This window comes from Streptomyces sp. NPDC047022, assembly GCF_040644155.1.
GTDB lineage: Bacteria > Actinomycetota > Actinomycetes > Streptomycetales > Streptomycetaceae > Streptomyces.
Map to the genome: position 1 here is coordinate 93,803 of NZ_JBEYVV010000022.1, position 24,685 is coordinate 118,487.

At 70.8% G+C, this 24,685-nt stretch carries 25 protein-coding genes and 1 pseudogene; 14 read left to right on the plus strand and 12 right to left on the minus strand.

What is annotated here, in order from left to right:
* Positions 1 to 66 precede the first annotated feature (66 nt).
* Positions 67 to 348, plus strand: a complete 282-nt coding sequence (locus tag ABZ845_RS21920; RefSeq protein WP_360982161.1) for a hypothetical protein — start codon at positions 67 to 69, stop codon at positions 346 to 348.
* Between the two features lie 26 nt (positions 349 to 374).
* Positions 375 to 626: an antitoxin gene (locus ABZ845_RS21925; RefSeq protein WP_360982163.1), complete on the plus strand. Its 252-nt coding sequence runs from the start codon at positions 375 to 377 to the stop codon at positions 624 to 626.
* A 132-nt stretch (positions 627 to 758) separates the two neighbouring features.
* Here ABZ845_RS21925 and ABZ845_RS21930 read toward each other — a convergent pair whose 3' ends face one another.
* The 4 genes from ABZ845_RS21930 to ABZ845_RS21945 form a co-directional block, all read right to left on the minus strand.
* On the minus strand, positions 759 to 1,475 hold the full coding sequence (locus tag ABZ845_RS21930) for a class III extradiol dioxygenase subunit B-like domain-containing protein (RefSeq protein WP_360982165.1): 717 nt from the start codon (positions 1,473 to 1,475) through the stop codon (positions 759 to 761).
* Positions 1,476 to 1,532: 57 nt separating this feature from the next.
* Positions 1,533 to 3,056, minus strand: a complete 1,524-nt coding sequence (gene miaB, locus ABZ845_RS21935; RefSeq protein WP_360982167.1) for a tRNA (N6-isopentenyl adenosine(37)-C2)-methylthiotransferase MiaB — start codon at positions 3,054 to 3,056, stop codon at positions 1,533 to 1,535.
* 125 nt (positions 3,057 to 3,181) lie between these two features.
* Complete coding sequence (locus ABZ845_RS21940; RefSeq protein WP_360982169.1) at positions 3,182 to 4,459, minus strand: MFS transporter; 1,278 nt, start codon at positions 4,457 to 4,459, stop codon at positions 3,182 to 3,184.
* Positions 4,460 to 4,654: 195 nt separating this feature from the next.
* Entirely contained in the window at positions 4,655 to 5,851 is a 1,197-nt protein-coding gene (locus ABZ845_RS21945; protein WP_360982205.1) for a transposase, read from the minus strand.
* Between the two features lie 50 nt (positions 5,852 to 5,901).
* Here ABZ845_RS21945 and tnpA point away from each other — a divergent pair, with 50 nt between their 5' ends.
* A complete protein-coding gene (tnpA, locus tag ABZ845_RS21950; protein ID WP_360982171.1) occupies positions 5,902 to 6,330 on the plus strand; it encodes an IS200/IS605 family transposase in 429 nt (142 codons plus the stop codon).
* 340 nt (positions 6,331 to 6,670) lie between these two features.
* Entirely contained in the window at positions 6,671 to 6,901 is a 231-nt protein-coding gene (locus ABZ845_RS21955; RefSeq protein WP_360982173.1) for a hypothetical protein, read from the plus strand.
* Between the two features lie 10 nt (positions 6,902 to 6,911).
* Here the strand turns inward: ABZ845_RS21955 and tatA are convergent, their stop codons facing one another.
* A complete protein-coding gene (tatA, locus tag ABZ845_RS21960; RefSeq protein ID WP_360982175.1) occupies positions 6,912 to 7,109 on the minus strand; it encodes a Sec-independent protein translocase subunit TatA in 198 nt (65 codons plus the stop codon).
* 128 nt (positions 7,110 to 7,237) lie between these two features.
* On the opposite strand from tatA, the gene ABZ845_RS21965 reads away from it, so the two are divergent.
* On the plus strand, positions 7,238 to 8,779 hold the full coding sequence (locus ABZ845_RS21965; protein ID WP_360982207.1) for an LCP family protein: 1,542 nt from the start codon (positions 7,238 to 7,240) through the stop codon (positions 8,777 to 8,779).
* Here ABZ845_RS21965 and mgtA read toward each other — a convergent pair.
* From mgtA to ABZ845_RS21980, 3 genes are all read right to left on the minus strand, one after another.
* A complete protein-coding gene (mgtA, locus tag ABZ845_RS21970; protein ID WP_360982177.1) occupies positions 8,770 to 11,412 on the minus strand; it encodes a magnesium-translocating P-type ATPase in 2,643 nt (880 codons plus the stop codon). The two genes, ABZ845_RS21965 and mgtA, sit on opposite strands and share 10 nt — an antisense overlap.
* The gene (locus tag ABZ845_RS21975; RefSeq protein WP_360982179.1) at positions 11,402 to 11,758 is read right to left on the minus strand and encodes a metalloregulator ArsR/SmtB family transcription factor; all 357 of its coding nucleotides are present in this window, start codon (positions 11,756 to 11,758) and stop codon (positions 11,402 to 11,404) included. Before ABZ845_RS21975 ends, mgtA begins: the two co-directional genes overlap by 11 nt.
* 132 nt (positions 11,759 to 11,890) lie before the next feature.
* Positions 11,891 to 12,295, minus strand: a complete 405-nt coding sequence (locus ABZ845_RS21980; protein ID WP_360982181.1) for a hypothetical protein — start codon at positions 12,293 to 12,295, stop codon at positions 11,891 to 11,893.
* Between the two features lie 97 nt (positions 12,296 to 12,392).
* On the opposite strand from ABZ845_RS21980, the gene ABZ845_RS21985 reads away from it, so the two are divergent.
* Complete coding sequence (locus tag ABZ845_RS21985) at positions 12,393 to 13,391, plus strand: TAXI family TRAP transporter solute-binding subunit (RefSeq protein ID WP_360982183.1); 999 nt, start codon at positions 12,393 to 12,395, stop codon at positions 13,389 to 13,391.
* Positions 13,392 to 13,432: 41 nt separating this feature from the next.
* Here the strand turns inward: ABZ845_RS21985 and ABZ845_RS21990 are convergent, their stop codons facing one another.
* Complete coding sequence (locus ABZ845_RS21990; protein ID WP_360982185.1) at positions 13,433 to 14,863, minus strand: HAMP domain-containing sensor histidine kinase; 1,431 nt, start codon at positions 14,861 to 14,863, stop codon at positions 13,433 to 13,435.
* Positions 14,864 to 14,872: 9 nt separating this feature from the next.
* Positions 14,873 to 15,559, minus strand: a complete 687-nt coding sequence (locus ABZ845_RS21995) for a response regulator transcription factor (protein WP_360982187.1) — start codon at positions 15,557 to 15,559, stop codon at positions 14,873 to 14,875.
* A gap of 350 nt (positions 15,560 to 15,909) precedes the next feature.
* Between ABZ845_RS21995 and ABZ845_RS22000 the strand changes: the two genes are divergently transcribed.
* From ABZ845_RS22000 to ABZ845_RS22035, 8 genes and pseudogenes are all read left to right on the plus strand, one after another.
* Positions 15,910 to 16,686, plus strand: coding sequence for an amino acid ABC transporter ATP-binding protein (locus ABZ845_RS22000; RefSeq protein ID WP_360982189.1), 777 nt, complete (start codon positions 15,910 to 15,912; stop codon positions 16,684 to 16,686).
* Between the two features lie 103 nt (positions 16,687 to 16,789).
* A complete protein-coding gene (locus ABZ845_RS22005; protein ID WP_360982191.1) occupies positions 16,790 to 17,623 on the plus strand; it encodes a glutamate ABC transporter substrate-binding protein in 834 nt (277 codons plus the stop codon).
* Between the two features lie 91 nt (positions 17,624 to 17,714).
* Positions 17,715 to 18,380, plus strand: a complete 666-nt coding sequence (locus ABZ845_RS22010; RefSeq protein WP_360982193.1) for an amino acid ABC transporter permease — start codon at positions 17,715 to 17,717, stop codon at positions 18,378 to 18,380.
* Positions 18,377 to 19,279 carry an amino acid ABC transporter permease gene (locus ABZ845_RS22015; RefSeq protein WP_360982195.1) on the plus strand — a complete coding sequence of 301 codons (903 nt, stop codon included), beginning with the start codon at positions 18,377 to 18,379 and terminating at the stop codon, positions 19,277 to 19,279. Before ABZ845_RS22010 ends, ABZ845_RS22015 begins: the two co-directional genes overlap by 4 nt.
* A gap of 175 nt (positions 19,280 to 19,454) precedes the next feature.
* The gene (locus ABZ845_RS22020; protein ID WP_360982209.1) at positions 19,455 to 21,164 is read left to right on the plus strand and encodes an FAD-dependent monooxygenase; all 1,710 of its coding nucleotides are present in this window, start codon (positions 19,455 to 19,457) and stop codon (positions 21,162 to 21,164) included.
* 167 nt (positions 21,165 to 21,331) lie between these two features.
* Complete coding sequence (locus ABZ845_RS22025) at positions 21,332 to 21,403, plus strand: putative leader peptide (RefSeq protein ID WP_309544753.1); 72 nt, start codon at positions 21,332 to 21,334, stop codon at positions 21,401 to 21,403.
* A gap of 74 nt (positions 21,404 to 21,477) precedes the next feature.
* Positions 21,478 to 22,017 (plus strand): cysteine dioxygenase, encoded by a 540-nt coding sequence (locus tag ABZ845_RS22030; protein ID WP_360982197.1) that lies wholly within the window; start codon positions 21,478 to 21,480, stop codon positions 22,015 to 22,017.
* A pseudogene (locus ABZ845_RS22035) lies at positions 22,008 to 22,412 on the plus strand (rhodanese-like domain-containing protein); the annotation flags it as partial. The gene ABZ845_RS22030 and the pseudogene ABZ845_RS22035, both read left to right, overlap by 10 nt.
* Positions 22,413 to 22,456: 44 nt before the next feature.
* Here the strand turns inward: ABZ845_RS22035 and recX are convergent.
* On the minus strand, positions 22,457 to 23,230 hold the full coding sequence (gene recX / locus ABZ845_RS22040) for a recombination regulator RecX (protein ID WP_360982199.1): 774 nt from the start codon (positions 23,228 to 23,230) through the stop codon (positions 22,457 to 22,459).
* Positions 23,231 to 23,234: 4 nt separating this feature from the next.
* The gene (gene recA / locus ABZ845_RS22045) at positions 23,235 to 24,362 is read right to left on the minus strand and encodes a recombinase RecA (protein WP_360982201.1); all 1,128 of its coding nucleotides are present in this window, start codon (positions 24,360 to 24,362) and stop codon (positions 23,235 to 23,237) included.
* Between the last annotated feature and the right edge of the window lie 323 nt (positions 24,363 to 24,685).

The window sequence follows — 24,685 nt, forward strand, 5'->3', positions numbered from 1 at the left end:
GGCGATGCGACCGGACGCACCGGGCCACGCGGTATTTCGCCCGCGCAGGTAACGTATGGAGTGGATATGGGCGTATTGGCACGGCTTTTTCGCAGGTCGAGGACGACGGAGGAGGCACAGTCCGCCGAGGCGGGGGTTCCGGAGCCGACGGCCCCGGCCGAGGCGGATGCAGCGGACGAGGCGAAAGAGCTCGCCGAGGCCGCACCTGGGGCCCCGGTGGAGCACAGCACCCCGGCGGAGCACAGCGCACCCGAGTCCGGTGACGACGGCGTCGCGATCCCCGGGCAGCAGTCCGCCGGGAATGCCATCGACAGCGAGGTCCGGGCCGACCAGGACGCCCGCACGTAAATGCCCTCCGCATGGGAAGGTGGATCATGGGTCTCGTGGACAACCTGAAAACCAAGGTCACGGAGTTCGCCCAGCAGCACGAGGGGAAAGTCGATCGCGGCCTCGACAAGGCGGCGAAGATGATCGACGAGAAGACCAAGGGCAAGTACAGCGACAAGATCCACACCGGCACGGGCAAGGCGAAGGGCGCCATGGAGCGCATCGCGCACCGGGACTCGGGCCCGGCGGGCGGTGAAGGGACGCCTCCGGACGCACAGCAGCCGCCCACGGCCTCCTGATCAAGCACCTCCCCTGACGGCCACACCCCAGGGCAGGGCACACATCGGCGGAGGGCTCTCGGCGGACGGCCGCGGGGCATGCTCTCCCGGCCGTCCGCCGTGTCACCCGCCCTGGTGCAACTGGCCTGGCCCTCAGGACCAGGCCGCCACCAGATATCCCACGCCGTACGGCGCGTCGTCGTACAGGAGCGCACCGGACAGACCCGCCCCCTCGGCCGCGCCCGCGAGGATCTGCCAGGGACCCCGGCCGCATGCCTGGAGTTCCCGGGCCAGGCCCGCGTCCAGGGCCGCGAGCGCCGCCGTGTCCACGGTCTCCAGCGCACGCGCGGCCCGCTCGTCGAACCCAGCCGCACGCTCGTCCAGATAGCCCGGCGCCTTGAGCGTGCGGCACGCGCTGGCGTCTCCCATGACCAGCAGGGCCACCCGGCCCGCCGCTCCGGCGATCTCTGCTCCCACCTCCTCGCACCGCCGCGGAGCGAGGGATTCCGCGACGCCCAGCCCCTCGACGGGCGCCCCCTCCCAGCCGGTGCGCTCCAGAAGCCACGCGGCGACGGCGAGCGAGGGCGCGAGCTCCGGCCCGGGCGCCGACGACGGCGTACCGCGGCCCAGCCGTACGCCGACGTCCACTCCGAAGCCGCGGAACGACCCCCGCGTCCCCTCCGCGTAGGTGACGGTCTCGCTCACCTCCGCGGGGCCGACGACCACCAGCCGGTCCGGGCGCGCGGCGGCGAGCACACCGAGCGCGTCCACACAGGCGGTGCGGGCGCCCTCCAGTTCGGGTGCGGCGCCCGCGGCGACCTCGGGAACGAGCAGTGGCGGACAGGGGCAGACGGCGGCGGCAACAAGCATGATCCGCAGCGTAACCCCGCCGGGCGCGTGCGCGTCGTGCCGCCGGCGGCACCGCCGTCAGTCGCAGCCGCACGCTCCGGCGGTGGTGGTCTCGGGCAGGGGCGCGGGGGCACCGATCTTCGGCAGTCCCAGCATCACACCGGCCGGTTTGGCGGCCTGAGCCGCGTTGCGCCTGGCCCAGGCGTCACCGGCGGCCGTACGGCGCACGCCCAGGACGGGGCCCTCGGCGAGCAGGTGGTGCGGCGCGGCGTACGTGATCTCGACGGTCACCACATCGCCGGGGCGGACCTCCTCGTCCGGCTTGGTGAAGTGCACCAGGCGGTTGTCGGGGGCGCGGCCGGACAGCCGGTGGGTGGCTCCGTCCTTGCGGCCCTCGCCCTCGGCGACCATCAGTTCCAGGGTGCGGCCGACCTGCTTCTTGTTCTCCTCCCAGGAGATCTCCTCCTGGAGGGCGACCAGACGCTCGTAGCGGGCCTGGACGACCTCCTTGGGGATCTGGCCGTCCATGATCGCGGCCGGCGTGCCGGGGCGCTTGGAGTACTGGAAGGTGAAGGCCTGCGCGAACCGCGCCTCGCGCACCACGTGCAGCGTCTGCTCGAAGTCCTCCTCGGTCTCGCCCGGGAAGCCGACGATGATGTCCGTGGTGATCGCGGCGTGCGGGATGGCCGCCCGCACCTTCTCGATGATCCCGAGGTAGCGCTCCTGCCGGTAGGAGCGGCGCATCGCCTTCAGGACGGTGTCCGAGCCGGACTGCAGCGGCATGTGGAGCTGCGGCATCACGTTCGGCGTCTCGGCCATGGCCGCGATGACGTCGTCGGTGAAGTCGCGCGGGTGCGGCGAGGTGAAGCGCACGCGCTCCAGGCCTTCGATCGCGCCGCAGGCGCGCAGCAGCTTGCTGAAGGCCTCACGGTCGCCGATGTCGGAGCCGTAGGCGTTCACGTTCTGTCCGAGCAGCGTGATCTCCGAGGCGCCCTCGCCGACAAGGGCCTCGACCTCGGCGAGGATGTCGCCGGGCCTGCGGTCCTTCTCCTTGCCGCGCAGGGCCGGGACGATGCAGAACGTGCAGGTGTTGTTGCAGCCGACGGAGATCGACACCCATGCCGCGTACGCGCTCTCGCGGCGCGTGGGCAGCGTGGAGGGGAAGGCTTCCAGCGACTCGGCGATCTCGACCTGCGCCTCCTCCTGCACGCGGGCGCGTTCGAGGAGGACGGGCAGCTTGCCGATGTTGTGCGTGCCGAAGACGACGTCCACCCAGGGCGCCTTCTTCACGATGGTGTCGCGGTCCTTCTGCGCGAGACAGCCGCCGACGGCGATCTGCATCCCGGGACGCTCGGCCTTCTTCGGCGCGAGACGGCCGAGGTTCCCGTACAACCGGTTGTCGGCGTTCTCACGGACGGCACAGGTGTTGAAGACGACGACGTCGGCGTCCCCGTCCGACCCCTCCGGCGCGCGCACGTAACCGGCCTCTTCGAGCAGCCCGGACAATCGCTCGGAATCGTGGACGTTCATCTGGCACCCGTAGGTGCGCACTTCGTATGTCTTGACGTCCACTGTCTGGCTCCGGTCGCTGCTGCTGGTCATGCGTCAAGCGTAAGGGGGCCGGGAAAACCCGGACGCCACGCCTGCCCACGGCAGCCCACATCTGCCCACGGCTGGGCTGGAGCACCTCCGGGGCCTCCGGCCCCTTTCGGCCGCGGACGGCACGGTCACGGCGGCGGGTGACGCGACGCTCTTCGTGGCGAGCGTCGGCCGAGAGAGCTGACCGCCACTACCCCTGTGAGAGCCGCCGCGAAGCAGATCATGGTGACGGGGGTGCCCAGGTGGTGGGCCAGAACGCTGAAGACCACTATGGGCAGCCCAAGTCCCGCGTATCCGGCGACGAAGGTGACGGCCAGGACACCCGCCCGGGACGCGGGGGCGGCGGCTCTCACGGACCGGTCGATGCAGACCTTGAACAGGACTCCCCCGCCGGCCCCCGCCACAGCCGTGGCCGCGAGGAACAGCCAGAGCCTCGCCTCGTAGACGGACAGCGCCACCAGGGCCAGGCCCAGAGGGAAGGCCGCGGTGCCCACGGTCAGCAGACGGCGCGGCGAGAGCGGGGCCAGGGCCAGCTCGGCCAGCGCGGAGGCGCTGAACATCAGGAACGGCGCCAGACCGGCCACGAACGCCGAGGAAACACGGAACTCGGTGCGCAGCATGACCGCGCCCAGCGCGGTGACCAGGCCGAAGAGCGCGTAGGAACAGAAGGCGAGACCCACGGCGGAGACATACAGTCCCAGCGCGCCGGGACGCAGTGCGAAGCGTGCCGGCCTGCACCGCGCCGTATGGCTCACCTCCACGGTCTCCGGGGTGACCAGGGCGAGCAGCAGGCATACCGCGAGCACCACGGCGAAGCCGAACTGGGTGACGGTCAGCGGTTGCCGCGTCCAGAGCACCACCGCTCCGGCGATCAGCGGACCGAGGGCCAGTCCGCCGAGGTTGGCTCCCGTCGCGACCACCTCCGGCAGCCCGGCGCGAGAGGTTTCCTCGTGCGCCCTCGCGTACAGGTCGTGCAGATAGGCGGTGGCGGTGGACGCCATGAGACCGATGCCCACGCCGTTGAGGAAGCGGCCGATCAGCAGCCCGACGAGGCCCTGCCACCAGGTCATGAGCAGGGCGGCGATCAAGGTCACGGTGAGCGCGGCGAGGACGACGCGTCGGCGGCCGTAGCGGTCGGACAGGTGTCCGAGGCCGAGAAAGCCGATGGCGGCTCCGACGGCCACCATGGCGGACACGACGGTGATCGTGGTCGCCCCGAACCCGTCCTGGGCGGCGTAGAGCGGCCACAGCGCGGCGGGGGCGGTGCCGAAGCCCATCAGGACGGTGAACGCGAACGCCACGAACCAGAACCCGGCCCCGTACCCGACCGACGGGCGCACGCCCGCACCCCGTCGGCCCGGGGAGGCGGGGACGGCGGAGGTGGCGGTCCGGGGCCCGTTCGGCAAAGGAACAGCCTCCCTCGCGCTCGGCCGGCGCCGCATGAGGTGCCGAACAGCCTTCGCCCCCGAGTTCCCACGATACGAGCATCAAGCCGGGCGCTCCCTCGCGCGGGCGGCCGTCACTGAAGGCGACGGAGCGCAAGGGTTTTGGTGACAATCCACTTCGTGACTCCTCCACCCCGTAAACGGGGTGGCTTCTCGCTAAGCCGGGTTGGCGTCGCGACGGGCCAGCCCGGCCCGTAGAACGTTCAGGGCGCCCACCGTGTCAGCGTGCGCGTGGTGGCCGCACGAGACGCAGTGGAACTCTTCCTGTGTGGGCCGGTTCTCCTTGGCGGTGTGCCCGCATTCGGGGCACCGCCGTGAGGTATTGCGGGGGTCCACCGCTATCACCGCTCGCCCGGCGCCTTCCGCCTTGGCCGCGAGGATCGCGAGGAACACCCCCCATCCGGCATCAGCTATCGAGCGGTTGAGCCCGGCCTTCGCGCTCGCCCCGTTGGGCAGGAACGCGTCGGGCTGCTCGGCGTCCGGCTTCGGCGCCGGCGCCTTGCTCATGTTGCGGATCTTGAGGTCTTCGTGCGCGATGAAGTCATTGCCACGCACCAGGTCAAGAGCGGTCTTGTGCGCGTGGTCCAGGCGTTGACGACGGACTTTGCGATGCAGGCGCGCCACCGCCTCTACGGCCTTGCGGCGTCGCTTGCTGCCGCGCTTGCAGCGGCTCAGGGCCTGCTGGGCGGCTTTGAGCTTGGCGGTGGCCTTGTGGCCGTGGCGCGGGTTGGCCACGAATTCGCCGTCAGAGGTGGCGAGGAAGTTGGCTGTCCCGAGGTCGATGCCGATCACGGCGCCGGTCGCGGGAAGCGGTTCGGGCTGGGCCTGGTCGGCGGTGAGGACGACGTACCAGCGGCGCGCTTCCCGCTTCACCGAGATCGTTTTGACCTTGCCGATCACCGGCCGGTGCTGGTGCACCTTGACGTGTCCGACGCCCTGGAGGCGTAGGCGGGTGACGGGGTCGTGAGGGGTGGAGTCCCAGCGGCAGCCGTCGCCGTCCCTGGGGAAGTCCACGGTGTCAAACCGCTTGCCCGATCGGAAACGCGGATACCCCGGCTTCTCTCCGGCCTTGACGCGGCGGAAGAACGCGGCGAACGCCGTGTCCAGACGCCGCAAGGTGGCCTGCTGGGAGCTGAATGACCACTGAGCCTGGTCCGGGTCGAAGGCGCGGATGTCCTTGAGCTGGCCGGACTGCTGTCCGTAGCGGACCGTCGTCTTCGAGGCGTGCCGGTAGGCGTCCCGCCGCTCTTGAAGGGCGGCGTTGTAGAGGGTGCAGTGATCGCGGAGCATCGCCGTCAAGGCACCCTGCTGGCCCACGGTGGGCCTCATGAGGAACTTGTAGGCGCGGATCACTGGTTCACCCACTCCGCCAGCTTGAGACAGCAACATCATAGCATTGGGTTATGTCACCACGCTGGGAACCAAACCCCGATGTGAGGCGCGGCCGTCACGTCGACTATGACCTGCATGCACACTTGGTGTTCGTCACCAAGTACCGGCGCACCGTCTTCAACGACGCCATGCTGACCCGCTGCGAAGAGATCATGCGGAAGGTGTGCGAGGACTTCGAAGCCGACCTGGTCGAGTTCAACGGAGAAGAGGACCACGTACACCTGCTGGTGCACTACCCGCCGAAGGTCGCACTCTCGAACCTGGTCAACTCCCTCAAGGGCGTCTCCTCGCGCCGCCTGCGGCAGGAGTTCACCGGCCACGTCAACCCGGCGATCATGCACGGCCGGTTCTGGTCCGGCTCCTACTTCGCCGGGTCCTGCGGTGGGGCACCGCTCCAGGTGGTCAAGGACTACATCGAGAACCAGAAGCGGCCCGACTGAACGCAGGCCGCCAGTGGAGCACTACGCAGCGATGTTGCGGCGCTCCGCGCCGCAGGGCTCAGAATCGGATTCCCTCCCCGCCTGAAAGCGGGGATTCCCCCCGAAGAAGAGGGATGGAGCCGCGACGGCTCGCGGGCCGGGCGAGCCGCCGGAACCTTCAGGGCCGTCGCAACCGTCATAACTGTCGGAACCATCGGACCCGTCGGACTCATAGGACCCGACGGGCCCGTCGGAGTCTTGCGGTCCGTCGGGGGGTGAAGGTCATTTCTGCTTCAAGCCGCGCGAACCACGTGTCGGAGTTCACAACACTTAAGACATTGCGCAACTTTAAAGTACAGACATGGATCTCCATGTCGCGACGAAGTGGGAAACGGCGGTGCTCACCGGCGGCCCGGCCGACGGCCTGCGCATGCAGGTCGCGGGCCGACCCTCGGTGCTGCAGGTCACCTGTCCCTGCCGGGTCGACTCCCCGGTGGACGGTGTGCGGGTGGAAGCGCTGTACGTCTACCGCCGTCAACTCGGCGTGCACAGCGAACCCCTGGCGTACGGCTACGACAGCGCGAGCCCCTGATTCAGGTGCCTCACCGGGCGGCGGTGGGCGGCTGGGCGGCGGACGCGGGCGGGCCCTCGTCCTTCATCGCCCTCGCCTCGCTCCTGAGGATGCGCATCGACTTGCCCAGCGCGCGGGCGGTGTCGGGCAGCCCCTTGGAGCCGAACACGACGATGACGACGATCGCCAGAACCAACAGGTGCCAGGGTTCCAGTCCGTTGCGGAACATGCCGCACCCGCCCTTCTCGCCCGGGCCGAGGACGGCGTCCGTCGCAGCCCACCGAATGAAGCTTGCTACATTGCGCAACTGTACAAAACCGTCCTGTGAAACCGGACCGGATGAGGCCACCCATGACGATGACCAGCAGCCGACGCTCCGCATCGCCACGCCGAGGCGGCGACGGCGGTGAGGAAGGCGGCTCCCCCGAGGGGCGCCGTGGGCACATACGCGGCCGCCGGGCGCGGTACGCGCTCGCCTTCGGCGTCTCGTTGGTGATCCTCGCGACGGCCGGGGCCGGCTGGATCTATCTGCGGCTGAACGGCAACATCAACACCTTCGACGCCGGGGGGCTGTCCGACGACCGGCCGCCCGCCGGTTCGTCCAAGGGGGAGAACGTCCTCGTCATCGGCTCGGACGCGCGCACCGACGGCAACAGCGCGCTCGGCGGCGGTGACAAGAGCGACATAGGCCGCTCCGACACCGCGTTCCTGCTGCACATCTACGCCGACCACCAACACGCGGTCGCGGTCTCCATCCCCCGCGACACCCTGCTCACCATCCCGCCGTGCAGGCTGCCCGACGGCAGCTGGACAAAGGCGCAGCCCAACACCATGTTCAACGCGGCCTACTCCGTCGGGGAGACCGCCAAGGGCAACCCGGCCTGCACCCAGAACACGGTCGAGAAGCTCAGCGGACTGCGCGTGGACCACACCGTCGTGGTCGACTTCAAGGGCTTCGCGAGCCTGACGCAGGTGGTGGGCGGGGTGCAGGTGTGCGTGCCGCAGGACATCTACGCGCGTGATCTGAACCCCAATCTCACCAGCCGGGGCCAGCTGCTGTTCACCAAGGGCGAGCAGACGGTGTCCGGGCAGAAGGCCCTGGACTACGTCCGCATCCGGCACGGCATCGGCGACGGCTCCGACATCGGCCGTATCAAGCGTCAGCAGGCCTTCGTGGGAAGCCTGATGAAGGAGGTGAAGAGCAAGGGCCTGACCCCGACCAAGCTGCTGCCTCTCGCGGACGCCGCCACCAAGTCCCTGACCGTCGACCCGGGGCTCGGCTCCGCCGACAAGCTCATATCCTTCGCGATGTCCCTCCAGGACATCGACCTGCACAACACCAAGTTCATCACCATCCCCTGGCGCTACCAGGGCGAGCACGTCGCGATCGTCCAACCGGACGCCGACGCCCTCTGGGCCGCGCTCAAGGCCGACCGCACCCTCGACGGCAAGGACGCGAGCGGCAAGAAGGGGGACGCCGCTCAGGCCTCCGCGGCACCCTCGCCGAGCCCCACCGCCCCGGTCTCCGGTGCCGGTGTGAGCGTCGCCGTCTACAACGGGACCGCCGTCCGCGGCCTCGCCGCCCGGGCCGCGGGCACGCTCGCCGCTCATGACTTCGCGGTCACGGGCACCGCGACGGCACAGACCCAGGACCACCGGACGACGCTCATCGAGTACGGGCCCGGCCGTGAGGCCGCCGCACAGACCGTGGCGCGTCTGTTCCCCGGCGCGCGGCTGGAGTCCGTGACGACTCCGGGAGTCAGCCTGGTCCTCGGCCAGGCCTATGCGGACGCCCCCGCGGCCCCGGCCTCCGCGGCCCCGACGGCGGTGCCGAGCAAGGTGGCCGAAGGTGCCCGATCCGCCGACGACAACCCCTGTGCCAACCTCACTTACGGCTGACGGGCAGCACCCCGTGCTGCCCCCGGCGGCCGCTCGTAGCGCACCCTGAGCACCCTCAGGGCGATCGCGTACAGCGCGAGGACGGCGGCGAGCAGCGGGTAGTACGCCACCGGCAGCGCGGACAGGCCGAGAAGGGAGCCGAGCGGGGTCAGCGGCAGCAGGAGCCCGACGGCGGCGAGGACGGTCGCGGCCCGGCCGACCGGGCCGCCGGCGCGGCCCTCGGCCCGGGTACGGCCGGAGCGCAGCAACACCATGACCAGGGCCTGGGTGAGCAGGTTCTCGGTGAACCACGCGGAGTGGAAGACCACTTCGTCGTCCAGCGCGTCGGGGCCGTACAGGGCGAACGCGAGAACGGCGAAGGTGGCCAGGTCGGCGACCGCGTTGACCACGCCGAAGCCGGTGATGTAGCGCAGGAAGTCACGGGGGCGCAGCACGGTGGGCCGCCTCAGCTCGCGTCGGGCGGGCCGGTCGTGGGCGAAGGCGAGCTGGGCCGCGTCGAAGCACAGGTTCTGGGCGAGGACCTGGGCCGGGAGCATCGGCAGGAACGGCAGGAGGAGGCCCGCGGCGAGCATCGCCACGACGTTGCCGAGGTTCGAGGAGAGCGTGACCCGCAGATAGGCGGCGATGTTGCCGCTGCTGCGGCGTCCGGCGGTGACCGCCTGGTCGATCGCGGTGAGGTCCTTGTAGGCGAGGACGACGTCCGCGCTCTCGCGGGCCACGGCGACGGCGTCGCGCGGTGCGACGCCCACGTCGGCGGCGCGCAGCGCGGGCACGTCGTTGACGCCGTCGCCGAGGAAGCCGACCGTGTGCCCCGCCGCGCGCAGGGCGGCCACGATCCGCGCCTTGTCCTCGGCGGTGCAGCGGGCGACGACGGTCGCGTCGCGTTCGTCCGCCGCTCCGGCGGTGCGTACGGCACCGGGGTCCAGGCCGAGGTCGCGGCAGGCGCGGGCCGCGGTGCCCGGGTGGTCGCCGGTGAGGACCCGGACGCTGACGCCGAGGGCGGCGAGGTCCCGCAGGGCACGCGCGGCGGTGGGCGCGAGGGCGTCCCGGAAGGTCACGAAGCCGCGGAAGACCAGACCGCGGGCGTCGGCGGGGGTGTACGGGCGGGTGTGGGCGGGGCGGTCGGCCGTGGCGACCGCGAGCAGCCGAAGGCCGTCGTCGGCCTCGCGCGCCGCCAGCGCGAGCAGCCGTTCCCGCTCCGCCGGTTCCAGGGCGCAGCGCCCCAGTACGGCCTCGGGGGCGCCCCTGACGAGGAGGGTGTGCGTGCCGAGCCGGCCGCGGACCACTGCGGTGGCGATCCCGTGTACCGGGTCGAACGGCAGGGCCGCGACGCCCTCGTACGCGTCCCAGGCCCCGACCGCCGCGTCCAGGAGCGCCTCGTCCAGCGCGTCCGGTGCGGGCAGGTCGGCGAGCTGGAGAGTCCACCAGGCTCCGGCGGCTGCCCAGTCCAGGACGTCGGGCGCGGCCGCGCCCCCGCCGTCGAGGGCGCGTTCGACGACCGGCCGGTCCTGGGTGAGGGTGCCGGTCTTGTCGACGCAGAGCACGTCCACGGCGCCGAGGTCGTGCAGCGCGGGCAGGCGCTTGACGATCACCCCGTGGGCGCGGGCCAGCAGGGTGGCGCCGCGGGCCAGGCAGGTGGTGACGATGACGGGCAGCATCTCCGGGGTCAGGCCCACGGCGACCGCGACGGCGAAGGGAAGCGTCTCGAGGCCCCTGCCGCGCAGCGCAGCGTTGGCCATGAGGACCAGCGGCGGGGTGAGCAGCATGAACCTGATCAGCACCCAGGAAATGCCGTGCACGGAACGGTCGAAGGCGCTGGGCTCACGCCGGGCACGGGTGCCGTGCGCCCGGGCGAACCGGGTACGGGCCCCGGTCTCCAGGACAAGCGCGGTGCCGCTTCCCGAGGCGACCGTACTGCCCTGGAAGCAGAGGTGGGCCTGGTCGAAGGGCCCTGTGCCGCCGGACGCCTCGGGTGCGTCGAGCGCGTCCTTCGCCACGGGCGCCGACTCGCCGGTCAGCGCGGACTGGTGGACGGTCAGCCCGCGCGCCCGCAGCAACCGCACGTCCGCCGGCACGAGGTCGCCGGGCGCGAGCCGGATCACGTCGCCCGGCACCAGTTCGGCGGCCGGTATCTCCCGTTGCCGCGGCGGCCGGACGTCGCTGCGGACAGTGCGCCTCCAGGACGCCTGCGCCGGTACCGGCACCGCGGGCGTGCCCGGTGCCGTGTCCGTGCGGCGCAGCACGGTCACGGTGGTGGTGACGAGGTCGCGCAGCGCGGCCATGGAACGGTCGGCCCGGTGCTCACCGGTGGCGCGCAGCACACAGCTGACCACGACGAGGGAGAGGATCACACCGGCCGTGCCCCAGGCGGTGACGGCCGCCGAGACCAGGCCGAGGCAGAGCAGGACGGTGGTGAACGGGTCGCGCAGTCCGCGGACGAAGAGTCCGGCCCAGGAGGCGGTCCGCGTCTCGGGGAGCACGTTCTCCCCGGTGGCCGCGAGCCGCGCCTGAGCCTCCTCGTCGGTGAGCCCGCGCGGGGTGCTCTCCAGCCGGCGCAGCGCCTGGAGGGCCGTGGGTTCCCGGTCATGGACGGCCGGCGCGGTCGCCGACGGTACGGCGGCCTCAGAGGCCACGGAGCCGGGGCGTCGGTACCCCGCCCTGCTCGGCGCGGTCCCTCATCTGACCCACCATCAGCCGCATCACGGCCACGACGTCCGTGTTGTCCACGAAGTACACCTGGCGGCGGCCCTCCCGGCGGGAGCGGACGAGCCCGGCGAGCTTCAGCTTGGTCAGATGCTGGCTCACGGCCGGAAGCGCGCCGCCGACGCGCTCGGCGAGCCCGGTGACATCGCTCTCGCCCTGCGCCAGCGCCCACACGATGTGCAGCCGTGCGGGGGAGGCCAGCAGCCCGAAGGCGGCGGCCGCGTCCGCGAGCACGTCGGCGGACGGGTCCTCGAAACCACCGCCACCTGCCGCCACCGGATCCTCCTCTTCTCACCTGGCCATGGAGTACGCGCGTTCTCACCTGATCATGGAAACGGGATCGTCGAGACGGGATCACGGGTACGAGATCATGGGTACGAGCCGCCCCAGTCTAGGGTCTCCGGTTCGCTACGACCCCGCGGCGGTCCACCCCTGGCGGCGCAGGACCGCCGCCACATCCGGGGCACGGTAGTGGTCGCCCTTGAGGACCTTCCCGTCGGCCCGCCGGGAGACCGTGCCGTCCGGGCCGACCTTGGTCATGTTGGCGCGGTGGATCTCGGCGATCACCGCGTCCAGGTCGACGCCGTGCACGAGAGCGGTCCCGTACGCCACGTACACGAGGTCGGCCAGTTCGTGCGCCAGCCGGTCGAGCGGGCCGGTGACGGACACCTCGGCGACCTCCGCGGCCTCCTCGGCGAGCAGCTCACCGCGGTGCGCGGCCAGTTCGGGGGAGATCTCCGTCGGCGCCGTACGGACGTCGAGGCCGAAGGCACGGTGGAACTCACGGACGAGGGAGGCGGGGGAAGGCTGCATCGGACGACCCTACCGGTCGTCCTTTCCGCCCCTGTTCCGCCCTCGTCCTCCCCCTTGCCCTGGCCAGGGGAGCCCGCGGCCTGGCAGGATCGCGCGCATGTTCAAGGCTCTCCCCCGCATCGGCAGGCGCTGGGCGCTGCCGGGCTCGGTGGCGGCGTTCGCGGTCGTCGGGCTGCTGCTGTGGTGGCTGCTCCCGCTCGGCGACCGGTCTCCGAGCGGCACGGTCACCTTCAGTACGGGCACCCCGACCGGCGTCTACCAGAAGTACGGCACCCTCCTGCAGCCGGCCATCGCCAAGGACATGCCCGAGCTGAACGTGCGGCTGCTGAACAGCGACGGGTCGCAGGAGAACGTGGAGCGCGTGGCCACGGGGCAGGCGGACTTCACGTTCGCGGCGGTCGACGCGGTGGAGGCCTACCGGCTGGCCGGCAAGCCCGGCGCCGCGGAACTGCGCGGCTGCGCACGGCTGTACGACGACTATGTGCACCTGGTGGTGCCTCGCGACTCGGCCGTGCGGTCGGTGGCGGATCTCAAGGGCCGCGCGGTCGCCGTGGGGCAGAGCGGTTCCGGGGTGCGGCTGATCGCCGAGCATGTGCTCAAGGCGGCCGGGCTCGATCCCGAGAAGGACATCACGTCCCTGCCCGACGGTATCGGGACGATGCCCGACCTGCTGAAGCAGCACAGGATCGACGCGTTCTTCTGGTCGGGCGGGCTGCCCACCAGCGCCATCACTCAGTTGTCGAGGCACTTCCCGACCCGTCTGGTGCCGATCGGCGCCGACCTGGTGTCGAAGCTGCACGCGCAGGGCGGCGCGTCGCGGTACTACCGGGCGGCCGTGGTGCCGGCCGATGCCTACCCGGATGCCGAGCGGGGCTCCGCCGTGCCCACCGTGGCCGTCGCGAACCTGCTGATGACCCGGCAGGACATGGACCCGGATCTGACGGAGAAGCTCACCCGCACGGTGATCGACAGCCGGGACCGGATCGGGGCACAGGTCCATGCGGCGCAGCTCGTGGATCTGCGCACGGCGATCTATACGGATCCGCTGGCGTTGCACGAGGGGGCGCGGCGGTATTACCGGTCGGTCAAGCCTTAGCGCTCCGCTCGGGACCGGGTGCGGGGGCGCTCCGCGCCCGGTCAGGCGCCCCTCCTCCGACCGGGCCCTGAGGAGGCTCTCGGGATCGTCACCGTGACCCTCAGGCCCCTCGGCTTGTTGTGGGCGTAGGTGATCGAGGCGCCGCCCGCCGCCAGGAGTATCCGGGTGATCGACAGACCTAGGCCGGAGCCCTTGATGTTCTGGTGGGCGGGGCTGCGCCAGAAGCGGTCGCCCACTCGGGAGAGTTCCTCGTCGCCGAGTCCGGGGCCCTCGTCGGTGACCACGACCGTGACGTTCTCCCCGGCCGCCGCGACCTCCACGCCGACCTGCGCCCCCGAGGGTGTGAACTTCACCGCGTTGTCGATGACCGCGTCCAGCGCGCTCGAAAGGGTGACCGCGTCCGCCCAGGCCGTGGTGGGCGGGCAGGTCCCGGCCAGCCGTACGCCCTTGGCCTCGGCCGCAGGCCCCCAGGCGGCCACACGCTCGGCGGCCAGAGCACCTATGTCGGTGACCTGGAGGTCGGCTTCGGCGTGTTCGGCGAGTGCGAGGCCGAGCAGGTCGTCCAGCACCTGCGCCAGACGCTTGCCCTCGGTGCGGACCGAGACGATCTCCTCATTGCCTTCGGGCAGTTCGAGCGCGAGCAGGTCGATGCGCAGCAGCAGCGCCGCGAGCGGGTTGCGCAGCTGATGGGAGGCGTCGGCGACGAACGCCCGCTGCTGCTCGAGGACTTCCTCGACGTTGTGCGCCATCTCGTTGAACGACCGGGCCAGACGCCGCAGTTCCGGCGGCCCGCCCGCGGCTGCGACACGGGACTTGAGGCGTCCGGTCGCAATGTCGTGGGTGGTCGCGTCCAGGACACGAACGGGCCTGAGCACCCAGCCGGTCAGGCGCAGCGCAGCGCCGACGGCGAGCAGCATCGCGGCGATCTCGCCCGCGCCGATGAGCAGCCAGCCGTGCAGGATGTTCGACCGCATCTGCCCGGTGGGGGAATCGGTGACGACGACGGCGACCACGTCACCGTCGCGGATGACCGGCGAGGCGACCACGAGCCGGGTCCGCTGCCAGGGCCAGACCTGCTCGGGGTCGTGGCTGCGGCGCCCGTCGAGCGCCTCGTTGAAGGCGTCGCGGCCCTCGCCCCGTCGGGGCAGGTACCAGTCCTCGGGCGCGTGGGCCATGGGGGCGTCGTCGCGGTAGAAGACGCCCGCCCTGATGCCGTACACGCGGTAGTACATGGCGAGTTCCTGGCGCAGGGTCTCGCCGCGTTCGTCCTCCGTCGTCGCCACCCGGGAGACTGCCGTGGGCCGCTCGGTGACGAACTGCGCGAGGGCCGCGAAGCGCGCGGTGTCGTCGATGCGGTCGACGACGACACGCTGCTGCTGAGCGGCGGCGAGGCTCAGGGCGAGCGGGACGCCGAGCGCGAGCAGCACGGCTGCCATCAGGACGATGAGCAGCGGAAGAAGTCGTGCGCGCACCCGTCCCCGCTATGCGGCCGGGGCGACGAGCCGGTACCCGACGCCGCGGACGGTCTCGATCAGCGCGGGCATGCGCAGCTTGGAGCGCAGGGAGGCGACATGCACCTCCAGAGTGCGCCCCGTTCCCTCCCAGCTGGTCTGCCAGACCTCGCTGATGATCTGCTCGCGCCGGAACACGATGCCAGGTCGCTGGGCGAGCAGGGCCAGCAGATCGAACTCCTTGCGCGTCAGCTGGACCACCGAGCCGCGCACGCTGACCCGGCGGGTGGGAAGTTCGATGTGTACGGGGCCGAGGCGCAGTGATGTCTCGGTGGCACCGGTGTCGTCCAGGTTCGGGGTGCGCCGGCTGACGGCGTGGATACGCGCGAGCAGTTCGCCGGTGTCGTACGGCTTGACCACGTAGTCGTCGGCGCCGAGGTTGAGGCCGTGGATGCGGGAGCGCACATCGGAGCGCGCGGTGACCATGATGACCGGTGTGCTGGTGCGTTTGCGGATCTTGCTGCAGACCTCGTAGCCGTCCTGGTCGGGCAGGCCGAGGTCGAGCAGGACGACGCCGAAGCCGGCCCCCTCGGGGACGAGCGCCTTGAGGGCCTCCTCGCCGTTGCGGGCGTGCGTGACGTCGAAGCCGTGCCTGGCCAGCACCGCGGACAGGGCCGCCGCCACATGGTTGTCGTCCTCGACGAGAAGCAGTCTCATGCCGGCCCCCTCCGGTTCCTCGGTTCTACGGTCCTCGCTCGGTCTTCGCTGCCGTCCGGTACGGGGAGCTCGTCCTCGCCCTGTGCCGGAAAGCGTCGTGCACGAGAACGCGCGCATCCGCGCGCGTGCACCATGGCAGTCACGCCGATGAATAAGGACGGCGTCAAGAGCGATCCGGTTGCGTACGGCTTCCGTTATCCAGCCGGTACGCACCCGGCGCGTCGGCGCTACGGCTCGTATCCGGCCGCTACCCGATCGTGATGCTCAGATCTCCCTCAGATGTAATGACGCTGGTCGTACCGCATCACTACTGTCCTCCCAAACCGAGCGAGGACGGAGCCAATCAGCACATGACCGAAGTATCGGTGACCAAGGACGCGGTGACCGTGCCCGACGACCTGGTCGTTCTGAGCAGCGTCAACAAGCACTTCGGCGCCTTGCACGTGCTCCAGGACATCGACCTGACCATCGCCCGCGGCGAGGTCGTCGTGGTCATCGGCCCTTCGGGGTCGGGCAAGTCCACCCTGTGCCGCACCATCAACCGCCTGGAGACCGTCGACTCCGGCCAGATCCTGATCGACGGCAAGCCGCTGCCGCAGGAGGGCAAGGAACTGGCCCGGCTGCGCGCCGACGTCGGCATGGTCTTCCAGTCCTTCAACCTCTTCGCGCACAAGACGGTGCTCGAGAACGTGATGCTGGGCCAGGTCAAGGTCCGCAAGACGGACAAGAAGGCGGCCGAGGAGAAGGCGCGCGCGCTGCTCGACCGGGTGGGCGTGGCAACCCAGGCGGACAAGTACCCGGCTCAGCTCTCCGGCGGCCAGCAGCAGCGCGTCGCCATCGCCCGCGCGCTGGCGATGGACCCCAAGGTGATGCTGTTCGACGAGCCGACCTCGGCCCTGGACCCGGAGATGATCAACGAGGTCCTCGAGGTCATGCAGCAGCTCGCCCGGGAGGGCATGACCATGGTCGTGGTCACCCATGAGATGGGCTTCGCCCGCTCGGCGGCCAACCGCGTGGTGTTCATGGCCGACGGACGCATCGTCGAAGAGGCCGCGCCGGAACAGTTCTTCAGCAACCCGCGCAGCGACCGGGCGAAGGACTTCCTGTCGAAGATCCTGCACCACTGACCGCCCGGCGCCGCGTCCCTGCGGCGGCTCGCGCATCCTCCCAGGCGCCGCTCGGGCGCCCGGGACCCCTGAGTATCTCTTCACCATTCGAAGGACGTTCACCATGAAGCTCCGCAAGGTCACCGCCGTCTCGGCCGCCGTTCTCGCCCTCGCCGTCTCGGCGACCGCGTGCAGTTCCAAGGACAAGAGCGACGGCGGTTCGGGGGGCGGCAAGAAGATCGCGATCGGCATCAAGTTCGACCAGCCCGGTATCGGCCAGAAGACGCCCCAGGGTTACTCCGGTTTCGACGTCGACGTAGCCAAGTACGTGGCCAAGAAACTCGGTTACGGCGAGGGCCAGATCGAGTGGAAGGAGTCGAAGAGCGCCGACCGCGAGACCATGCTGCAGCGCGGCGACGTCGACTTCATCGTGGCGTCGTACTCGATCACCCCCAAGCGTGAGCAGAAGGTCGACTTCGCCGGTCCGTACCTGCTGGCTCACCAGGACGTGCTGGTGCGCGCCGACGACGACGCGATCAAGTCGCCGGCCGACCTCAACAACAAGAAGCTGTGCTCGGTGACCGGCTCGACCTCGGCGCAGAACGTCCACGACAAGCTGGCGCCCCACGCCGACCTTCAGCAGTACCCGACGTACTCGGCCTGCCTGACCGGTCTGCAGAACAAGGCCATCGACGCGCTGACCACGGACGACTCGATCCTGGCCGGTTACGCCTCGCAGGCCCAGTTCAAGGGCAAGTTCAAGCTCGGTGGCTTCAAGATGACGAACGAGAACTACGGCATCGGCGTCAAGAAGGGCAGCGACCTCAAGGCCAAGATCAACAAGGCCCTTGAGGACATGGTCTCCGACGGTTCCTGGCAGAAGGCCGTGACGGCCAACTTCGGCCCGGCGAACTACAAGAACGAGCCCGCGCCGAAGATCGGCGACATCAAGAGCTGAGTCGGTCGGCCCAGTCAGCGGCCGACGGGTGCGCCGCCCATGAGGGGCGGCGCACGCACCAGCCAGTCCACACGCGGAAGCGCGGGAGATCGTGTTCGACTTTCTTGAAGGTTACGACCTGCTGGGAGCCTTCTGGGTGACGATTCAGCTCACCCTGCTCTCGGCCGTCGGTTCCCTGATATGGGGAACCCTGCTGGCAGCCATGCGTGTCGGCCCGGTGCCGCTGATGCGTGGCTTCGGTACCGCGTACGTCAACATCGTGCGGAACACCCCGCTGACGGTGATCATCCTGTTCACCTCGCTGGGCCTCAACCAGACGCTCGGCATCAGCCTCGGCGCCCACGACTTCGACACCGCCAACTTCCGGCTCGCGGTGCTCGGTCTGATCGCCTACACCTCGGCGTTCGTCTGCGAGGCGATCCGCGCCGGCATCAACACCGTGCCGGTCGGCCAGGCGGAGGCGGCCCGCGCCATCGGCCTGAACTTCACCCAGGTCCTGACGCTGATCGTGCTGCCGCAGGCGTTCCGGGCGGTTGTCGGCCCGCTGACCAACGTGCTGATCGCGCTGACCAAGAACACCACGGTGGCCGCCGCGATCGGTGTGGCCGAGGCGGCCCTGCTGATGAAGAAGATGCTGGAGAACGAGGCGCAGCTGCTGCTGATCTCCGGGGTGTTCGCGTTCGGCTTCGTCTGTCTGACGCTGCCGACCGGGCTGTTGCTCAACTGGGTGGGCAAGAAGGTGGCGGTGAAGCGATGAGCTCCGTGCTGTACGACGCGCAGGGCCCCCGGGCCAGGCGGCGCAACGCCCTTGTGTCGGCCGTGTTCCTGCTGGTCCTCGCCGCGATCGCCTGGTGGGTCTTCAAGAGTCTGGACGACAAGGACCAGCTGGACTGGGAGAAGTGGAAGCCGTTCTTCACCGGCGCCGAGGCATGGACCACCTACATCCTGCCCGGCCTGGAGAACACCCTGATCGCGGCGGGCCTGGCGATGGTGATCGCACTGCCGCTGGGCGCGGTCCTCGGCATCGCGCGCCTCTCCGACCACGTCTGGGTCCGTGTCCCGGCCGCCGTGATCGTCGAGTTCTTCCGCGCCATCCCGGTGCTGATGCTGATGATCTTCGGCATGGCGGCCTACTCCCTGTACTCCGACCTCAGTTCGGACGACCGTCCGCTGTACGCGGTCTTCACCGGTCTGGTGCTCTACAACGCCTCGGTGCTGGCGGAGATCGTCCGGGCCGGCATTCTGTCCCTGCCCAAGGGCCAGACGGAGGCGGCGCATGCCATCGGCCTGCGCAAGACCCAGACCATGACGTCGATCCTGCTGCCCCAGTCGGTCACCGCGATGCTGCCCGCCATCGTCAGCCAGCTCGTCGTGATCCTGAAGGACACCGCGATCGGCGGAGCGGTCCTCACCTTCCCCGAGCTGCTGGCATCGGCCAACACGATGAGTTCGTACTACGGTGCCAACATCATCGCCAGCTTTACGATCGTGGCGCTGATCTACATCATCCTCAACTTCTCCCTGACGTCGTTCGCGAGCTGGCTCGAGCGGCGGCTGCGGCGCGCCAAGAAGTCCACTGGAGCGGTGGTCGCGCCCGGAATGGCGGCAGACATCCTGGAAGCCGAGTCGACGGGAACCAGCGGCCTCGCACTCTGATAACCAGTCATATGGCGTGAACAGTACGGAGGCAGTGGTGTGCTCACCACTGCCTCCGCCGCTTGACGGGGGAACCGGCAGTGGGTTGCATACGTTCTGTGATCGTGCACCCTGCTCCAACCACCTGTTCACATATGTCCCCCTGGCCGACGCCAAGGGCAGGGGGCGCCGCGCCGTGGACCCGGTGATCATCGTCGGGGCGGGGCCGGTGGGGCTCTCGCTCGCGCTCGCGCTCGCGCGTCAGGGGGTGCCGTCCGTGGTCCTCGACGAGGGCCCGGGCAAGGACGAGCAGCGGGCCGCGCGCACCGTGGTGCTGCGCGAGGACACCGCCGCCCTGGTGGAACGGCTGGCAGGGGCGCCACTCGGCGAGGCCGGACTGCGCTGGACCGGCTGGCGCTCGATGCGGCGCAGGCAGGTGACGCGGGAGACCACGTTCACGCACACCCCCACCGGGGCCGCGCGGCACGGGGAGGGTTACGGCACCGCCGGCGACGCACGCAAGGGTACGGCCGAGGGCCCGGGTGATGCCGGGAGTCCCGGTGACTTCGGGGGTCCCGCCCCGCTGCACATCGCCCAGCATCTGCTGACCGGCGCCTTGCGCGATGCCATTGCCCGTGAACCGCTCGTCGAAGTCGCCTCGGACAGCCGGCTCGACTCCCTCGAACAGGAGTCGCTGGGTGTCACGGCCCACACCCGCGGCTCCCAGGGCACCTGGTGGCGCGGCAGTTACCTGGTCGGCTGCGACGGGCCTCGCTCCACGGTGCGCAAGCTCCTGGACATCCGCTTCCCGGGCCGTACGTCCGTGGAGCGCCACGCGGTTGCGGCCCTGCGCACCGAACTGGCGCGTCCCGGCGAGGCGTTGCTGCACCGGATGCCGCCATGGCGGTTCACGGGGCCCTCGGGCGGCGAGGTCACGGCGCGCCCTCTGCCTGACGGGGTGTGGCGCCTGGACTGGCTGCTGCCGCCGGGCAAGGACCTGGTCACACCGGAACTGCTGGTGACCCGCGTCCGGGAGACGCTCGCGGGCTGGAACGGCGGCACCACGCCCCCCTACGACCTGCTGGACACGGGTGTCCACTCCGTCCACCACCGGCTCGCCCGCCGCTGGCGCTCCGGCCGGGTCTTCCTCGCCGGAGACGCCGCGCATCTGCTGGGCGCGCTCGGCACACAGGGACTGGACGAGAGCCTGAGGGACGTCGACAACCTCGCCTGGAAACTGGCCCTAGCCTGGCACCACGGCCCCCACGAAGCGCTCCTCGACAGCTACCAGGCCGAGCGCCGTGCCGTGGTCGCGGCCCGGCTGCGCGCCGCCGACCAGGCGCTGCCGCTGCTGCGCGGCGGCGGGGGCCTGCGCTCGTATCTGCCCGGGTCGGCCCGTGGCCATGACGCGCTGCTGACGGACGGTCATCTGGGGCGCGGGGTGCTCGGCGCGCCGGTGGCGTACGCGGCCTCGCCGCTCGCGCCGGCACCCACCGAGTGGGCGGCGCCGGTCGGCACCGAACCCGGTGCGCCCGTCGTGGACGTGCGGGTGACGGCGGAGGACGGCTCGTTCGTGCGGCTGCGGGACCGGCTGGGGCGCGGACCGCTGCTGGTGGTGCTGGTGGCCCCTGGCACGGGGGTGTGGGAGCGCAAGCACTGGGTCTCGGCCGGGATCATGCCCCGGCTGGCGGCGGCGGTGACGGCTCTTCCGCATTCCGCGGAACTGCTGGTCGCCGAGGACTACCCGGGCGCGGCCCCCCATACGGTCCTCCTGATCCGCCCGGACGGCCATCTGGTCACGGCGCTGAGCGGGGTGCGCCCGGCGGACCTGTACCAGGCGGCGGAGGCGGCACTGGGCGGCCAGGCGAAGACGGAGGCAGAGGCCGCCGCGGCGAGCGCGGGCTGAGCGGCACGGACTCTCCGGCGGCGCACCGGGCGTATGGGGTGCGGGAGTGCGCATGGGGTGTGTGTGGCGTGCGTACGGCATCAGCGGCTGACGCGAGTCCGGATGGTGACTGTCGGTTGACCGGCCCGGGACTCCATGGTCTACTCCGGATCGTGACCGACACCTGTGTGCGCCTGTGGCGGAGGGTCCATATGGACCTCGTCCGCTATGCGGGCTGCGTGTGTCGTCCGTCCTGCTGATCTCGCTTCCCCCACACCCCGCGCGCCGTGACCGTACCGTCGCGCACCCCCGCGAACCCTCAGGACGGTATCCGTTGTCCGTGTCCCCCGCTGCCCCTGCTTCCGTCTCCGCCCCGCCGCACGCGCCCACCCAGGCCGAACTCCTCGACTTCGTGCGCCGGACGGCCGCCGACACCGCGTTGATCGCCTCCCTTGCGCTGGACCCCGAGGGCCGTACCTGGGTACGCCTCGAAGGACCCGGCGGCAGCGAGGCATGGCTGATCGGCTGGCCGCCCGGCACCGGCACCGGCTGGCACGACCACGCCGATTCGGTCGGGGCCTTCGTCACCGCTTCGGGCGAACTCCGCGAAAACTCTCTCGCGGCCCGGCTGCCCTCCGACGGCTGGAAGACCCTGGAACTCACCGAGGGCGTGGACCGGGAGCGGCTGCTGCCTGCCGGCACCGGGCGATCCTTCGGCCGGCACCATGTCCACGAGGTGCTCAACGCCTCCGCCGAGCGGCACGCCGTCTCTGTGCACGCCTACCACCCGCCCCTTCCGCGGATCCGCCGCTACAGCCGCACCGGACCGGTGCTGCATCTGGAACATGTCGAGCGTCCGGAGGACTGGCAGTGAACCCGAACTCCGTACCCGAAGCCCCCGTCGGCATCGACGGACTCCTGGAACGGGTCCGCGAAGACCTGGACCGGGTGGAGGCGGCGCAGGCCTACCAGGCCGCGCGGTCGGGTGACGCCCTGCTGGTGGACATCCGGTACGCGGCGCTGCGCGACCGCGACGGGCTGATCCCCGGCGCCCTCGTCGTGGAGCGCAATGAACTGGAGTGGCGCCTCGATCCGGGGGGCAGCCACCGAGCCCCGGAGGCCACGAGCCACGACCTGCGAGTGGTGGTCGTGTGCAACGAGGGCTACGCCTCCAGCCTGGCCGCCGCGTCGCTGCGCGGGCTCGGCCTGCACCGTGCCACGGATCTGGTGGGCGGCTTCCAGGCGTGGAGGGCGGCCGGTTTCCCGGTCATCCCCGCGGGCACGGGCTCCGCCCCGCGCCAGAACGCCCCGTGTCAGAGCCCCTCGTCCTCCAGCCCCTCCGTGTCCTCCCCCTCCTCCTGAAGCGCCTGGCGTACCACCCGCAGGGCCATGCCTTCGGAGTAGCCCTTGCGGGCGAGCATGCCCGCAAGGCGGCGCAGGCGTTTGTCGCGGTCGAGGCCACGTGTCGCGCGCAGCTTGCGGTCCACGAGTTCGCGCGCGGTGACCTCCTCCTGCTCGGTGTCGAGCTGCCCCACCGCTTCGTCGATCAGTGCGGAGTCCACCCCCTTGGTCCGCAGCTCCCGCGCGAGCGCCCGGCGGGCAAGGCCCCGGCCGTGATGCCGGGACTCCACCCATGCGTCGGCGAAGGCACCGTCGTCGATCAGGCCGACCTCTTCGAACCGCGACAGGACCTCGTCCGCCACGTCCTCGGGGATCTCCCGCTTGTGCAGGGCGTCCGCGAGCTGCTTCCGGGTGCGCGGAGTCCCGGTGAGCAGGCGCAGACAGATCGCCCGCGCCCGCTCAGCCGGGTCCCCGGAGGACTCTCCCTCCTCGGCCCTCGACGAGAAAGCGGAACCTCCGTCCTGGGGGCCGTCGGCGGACTCCCCGAAGCCGCGCCGCCGCCCTCGTCCCCGTCCCCCGCGTGCACGGCCGTCGCGCGAAGCGCCGTGTTCGTACGCTTCAGCGCCACAGCGCGGGTCGTCGTACGCCTCGTCCCCGCCCCCGACGGCCCCTCCGTCGCCCCGGTTCCCCCTCGTCCGCGGGGCGACGGGGTCGGTGTACTCGGCCCAGTCGGTTCGCCGTGTCATGGGGTCAGCTCTTGGCCGCGGGCGCCTTGGCCTTGGTGGCCTTGGCCGCGGTGGCCGCAGCCGGCTTGGCGGTGTCCTCGGCCGCGGGCGCGGCACCGGCGGCGTCCGTGCCGGGCTCGGCGGAGGGCTCCTCCGGGCGCACGCCGACGCCCAGCTTCTCCTTGATCTTCTTCTCGATCTCGTTGGCCAGGTCGGGGTTGTCCTTCAGGAAGTTGCGCGCGTTCTCCTTGCCCTGGCCGAGCTGGTCGCCCTCGTACGTGTACCAGGCACCGGCCTTGCGGACGAAGCCGTGCTCGACACCCATGTCGATCAGGCCGCCCTCCCGGCTGATGCCCTGCCCGTAGAGGATGTCGAACTCGGCCTGCTTGAAGGGCGGGGCGACCTTGTTCTTGACGACCTTGCAGCGTGTGCGGTTGCCGACCGCCTCCGTGCCGTCCTTCAGGGTCTCGATGCGGCGGATGTCGATGCGCACCGAGGCGTAGAACTTCAGCGCCCGGCCACCCGTCGTGGTCTCGGGGGAGCCGAACATCACGCCGATCTTCTCGCGCAGCTGGTTGATGAAGATCGCCGTGGTCTTCGACTGGTTGAGCGCGCTGGTGATCTTCCGGAGGGCCTGGCTCATCAGACGGGCCTGGAGACCCACGTGCGAGTCGCCCATCTCGCCCTCGATCTCAGCCCGCGGGACAAGCGCGGCCACGGAGTCGATGACGATGAGGTCGAGCGCGCCGGAGCGGACCAGCATGTCCACGATCTCCAGCGCCTGCTCGCCGTTGTCCGGCTGGGACAGGATCAGGTTGTCGATGTCGACGCCCAGCTTGCGCGCGTACTCGGGGTCGAGGGCGTGCTCGGCGTCGACGAAGGCGACCTGGCCGCCGGCCTTCTGCGCGTTCGCCACCGCGTGCAGGGTCAGGGTCGTCTTTCCGGAAGACTCCGGTCCGTAGATCTCCACCACCCGGCCGCGCGGCAGTCCGCCGACGCCGAGGGCCACGTCGAGCGCGGTCGACCCGGTCGGGATGACCTCGATGGGCTCCCTGGACCGCTCGCCCATGCGCATGACCGCGCCCTTGCCGAATTGTCGTTCAATCTGTGCGAGCGCGGCGTCGAGAGCCTTCTCGCGGTCGGTGCCTGCCATGGGTTCCACCCGGTTTGCTTGAGTCGATCGCTTCACGCCAAAGACGCTAACGCCTGCCACTGACAACGCGCCCCGACGTCGGTCCGGCCTGTGGACAACTCGGGCACTTCCGCGGGAATCCGCGTCGAAATCCCCGCCGTGAGCCTTACCGGAGTCTCCATAAGAATGGATGTTCGATTTTCGTGTCAAGCGCACCACCCGACCCTCCACAGGGCCGGTGATCCCGGGTGGTGAAGTCGGCCCGGGGCGCGGTGCCGGTCTTTCGACCGGCCCGTTTCCCCGGAGCCGCTTCCCGAACCGGGCATGCGACTTGGCACCGCACC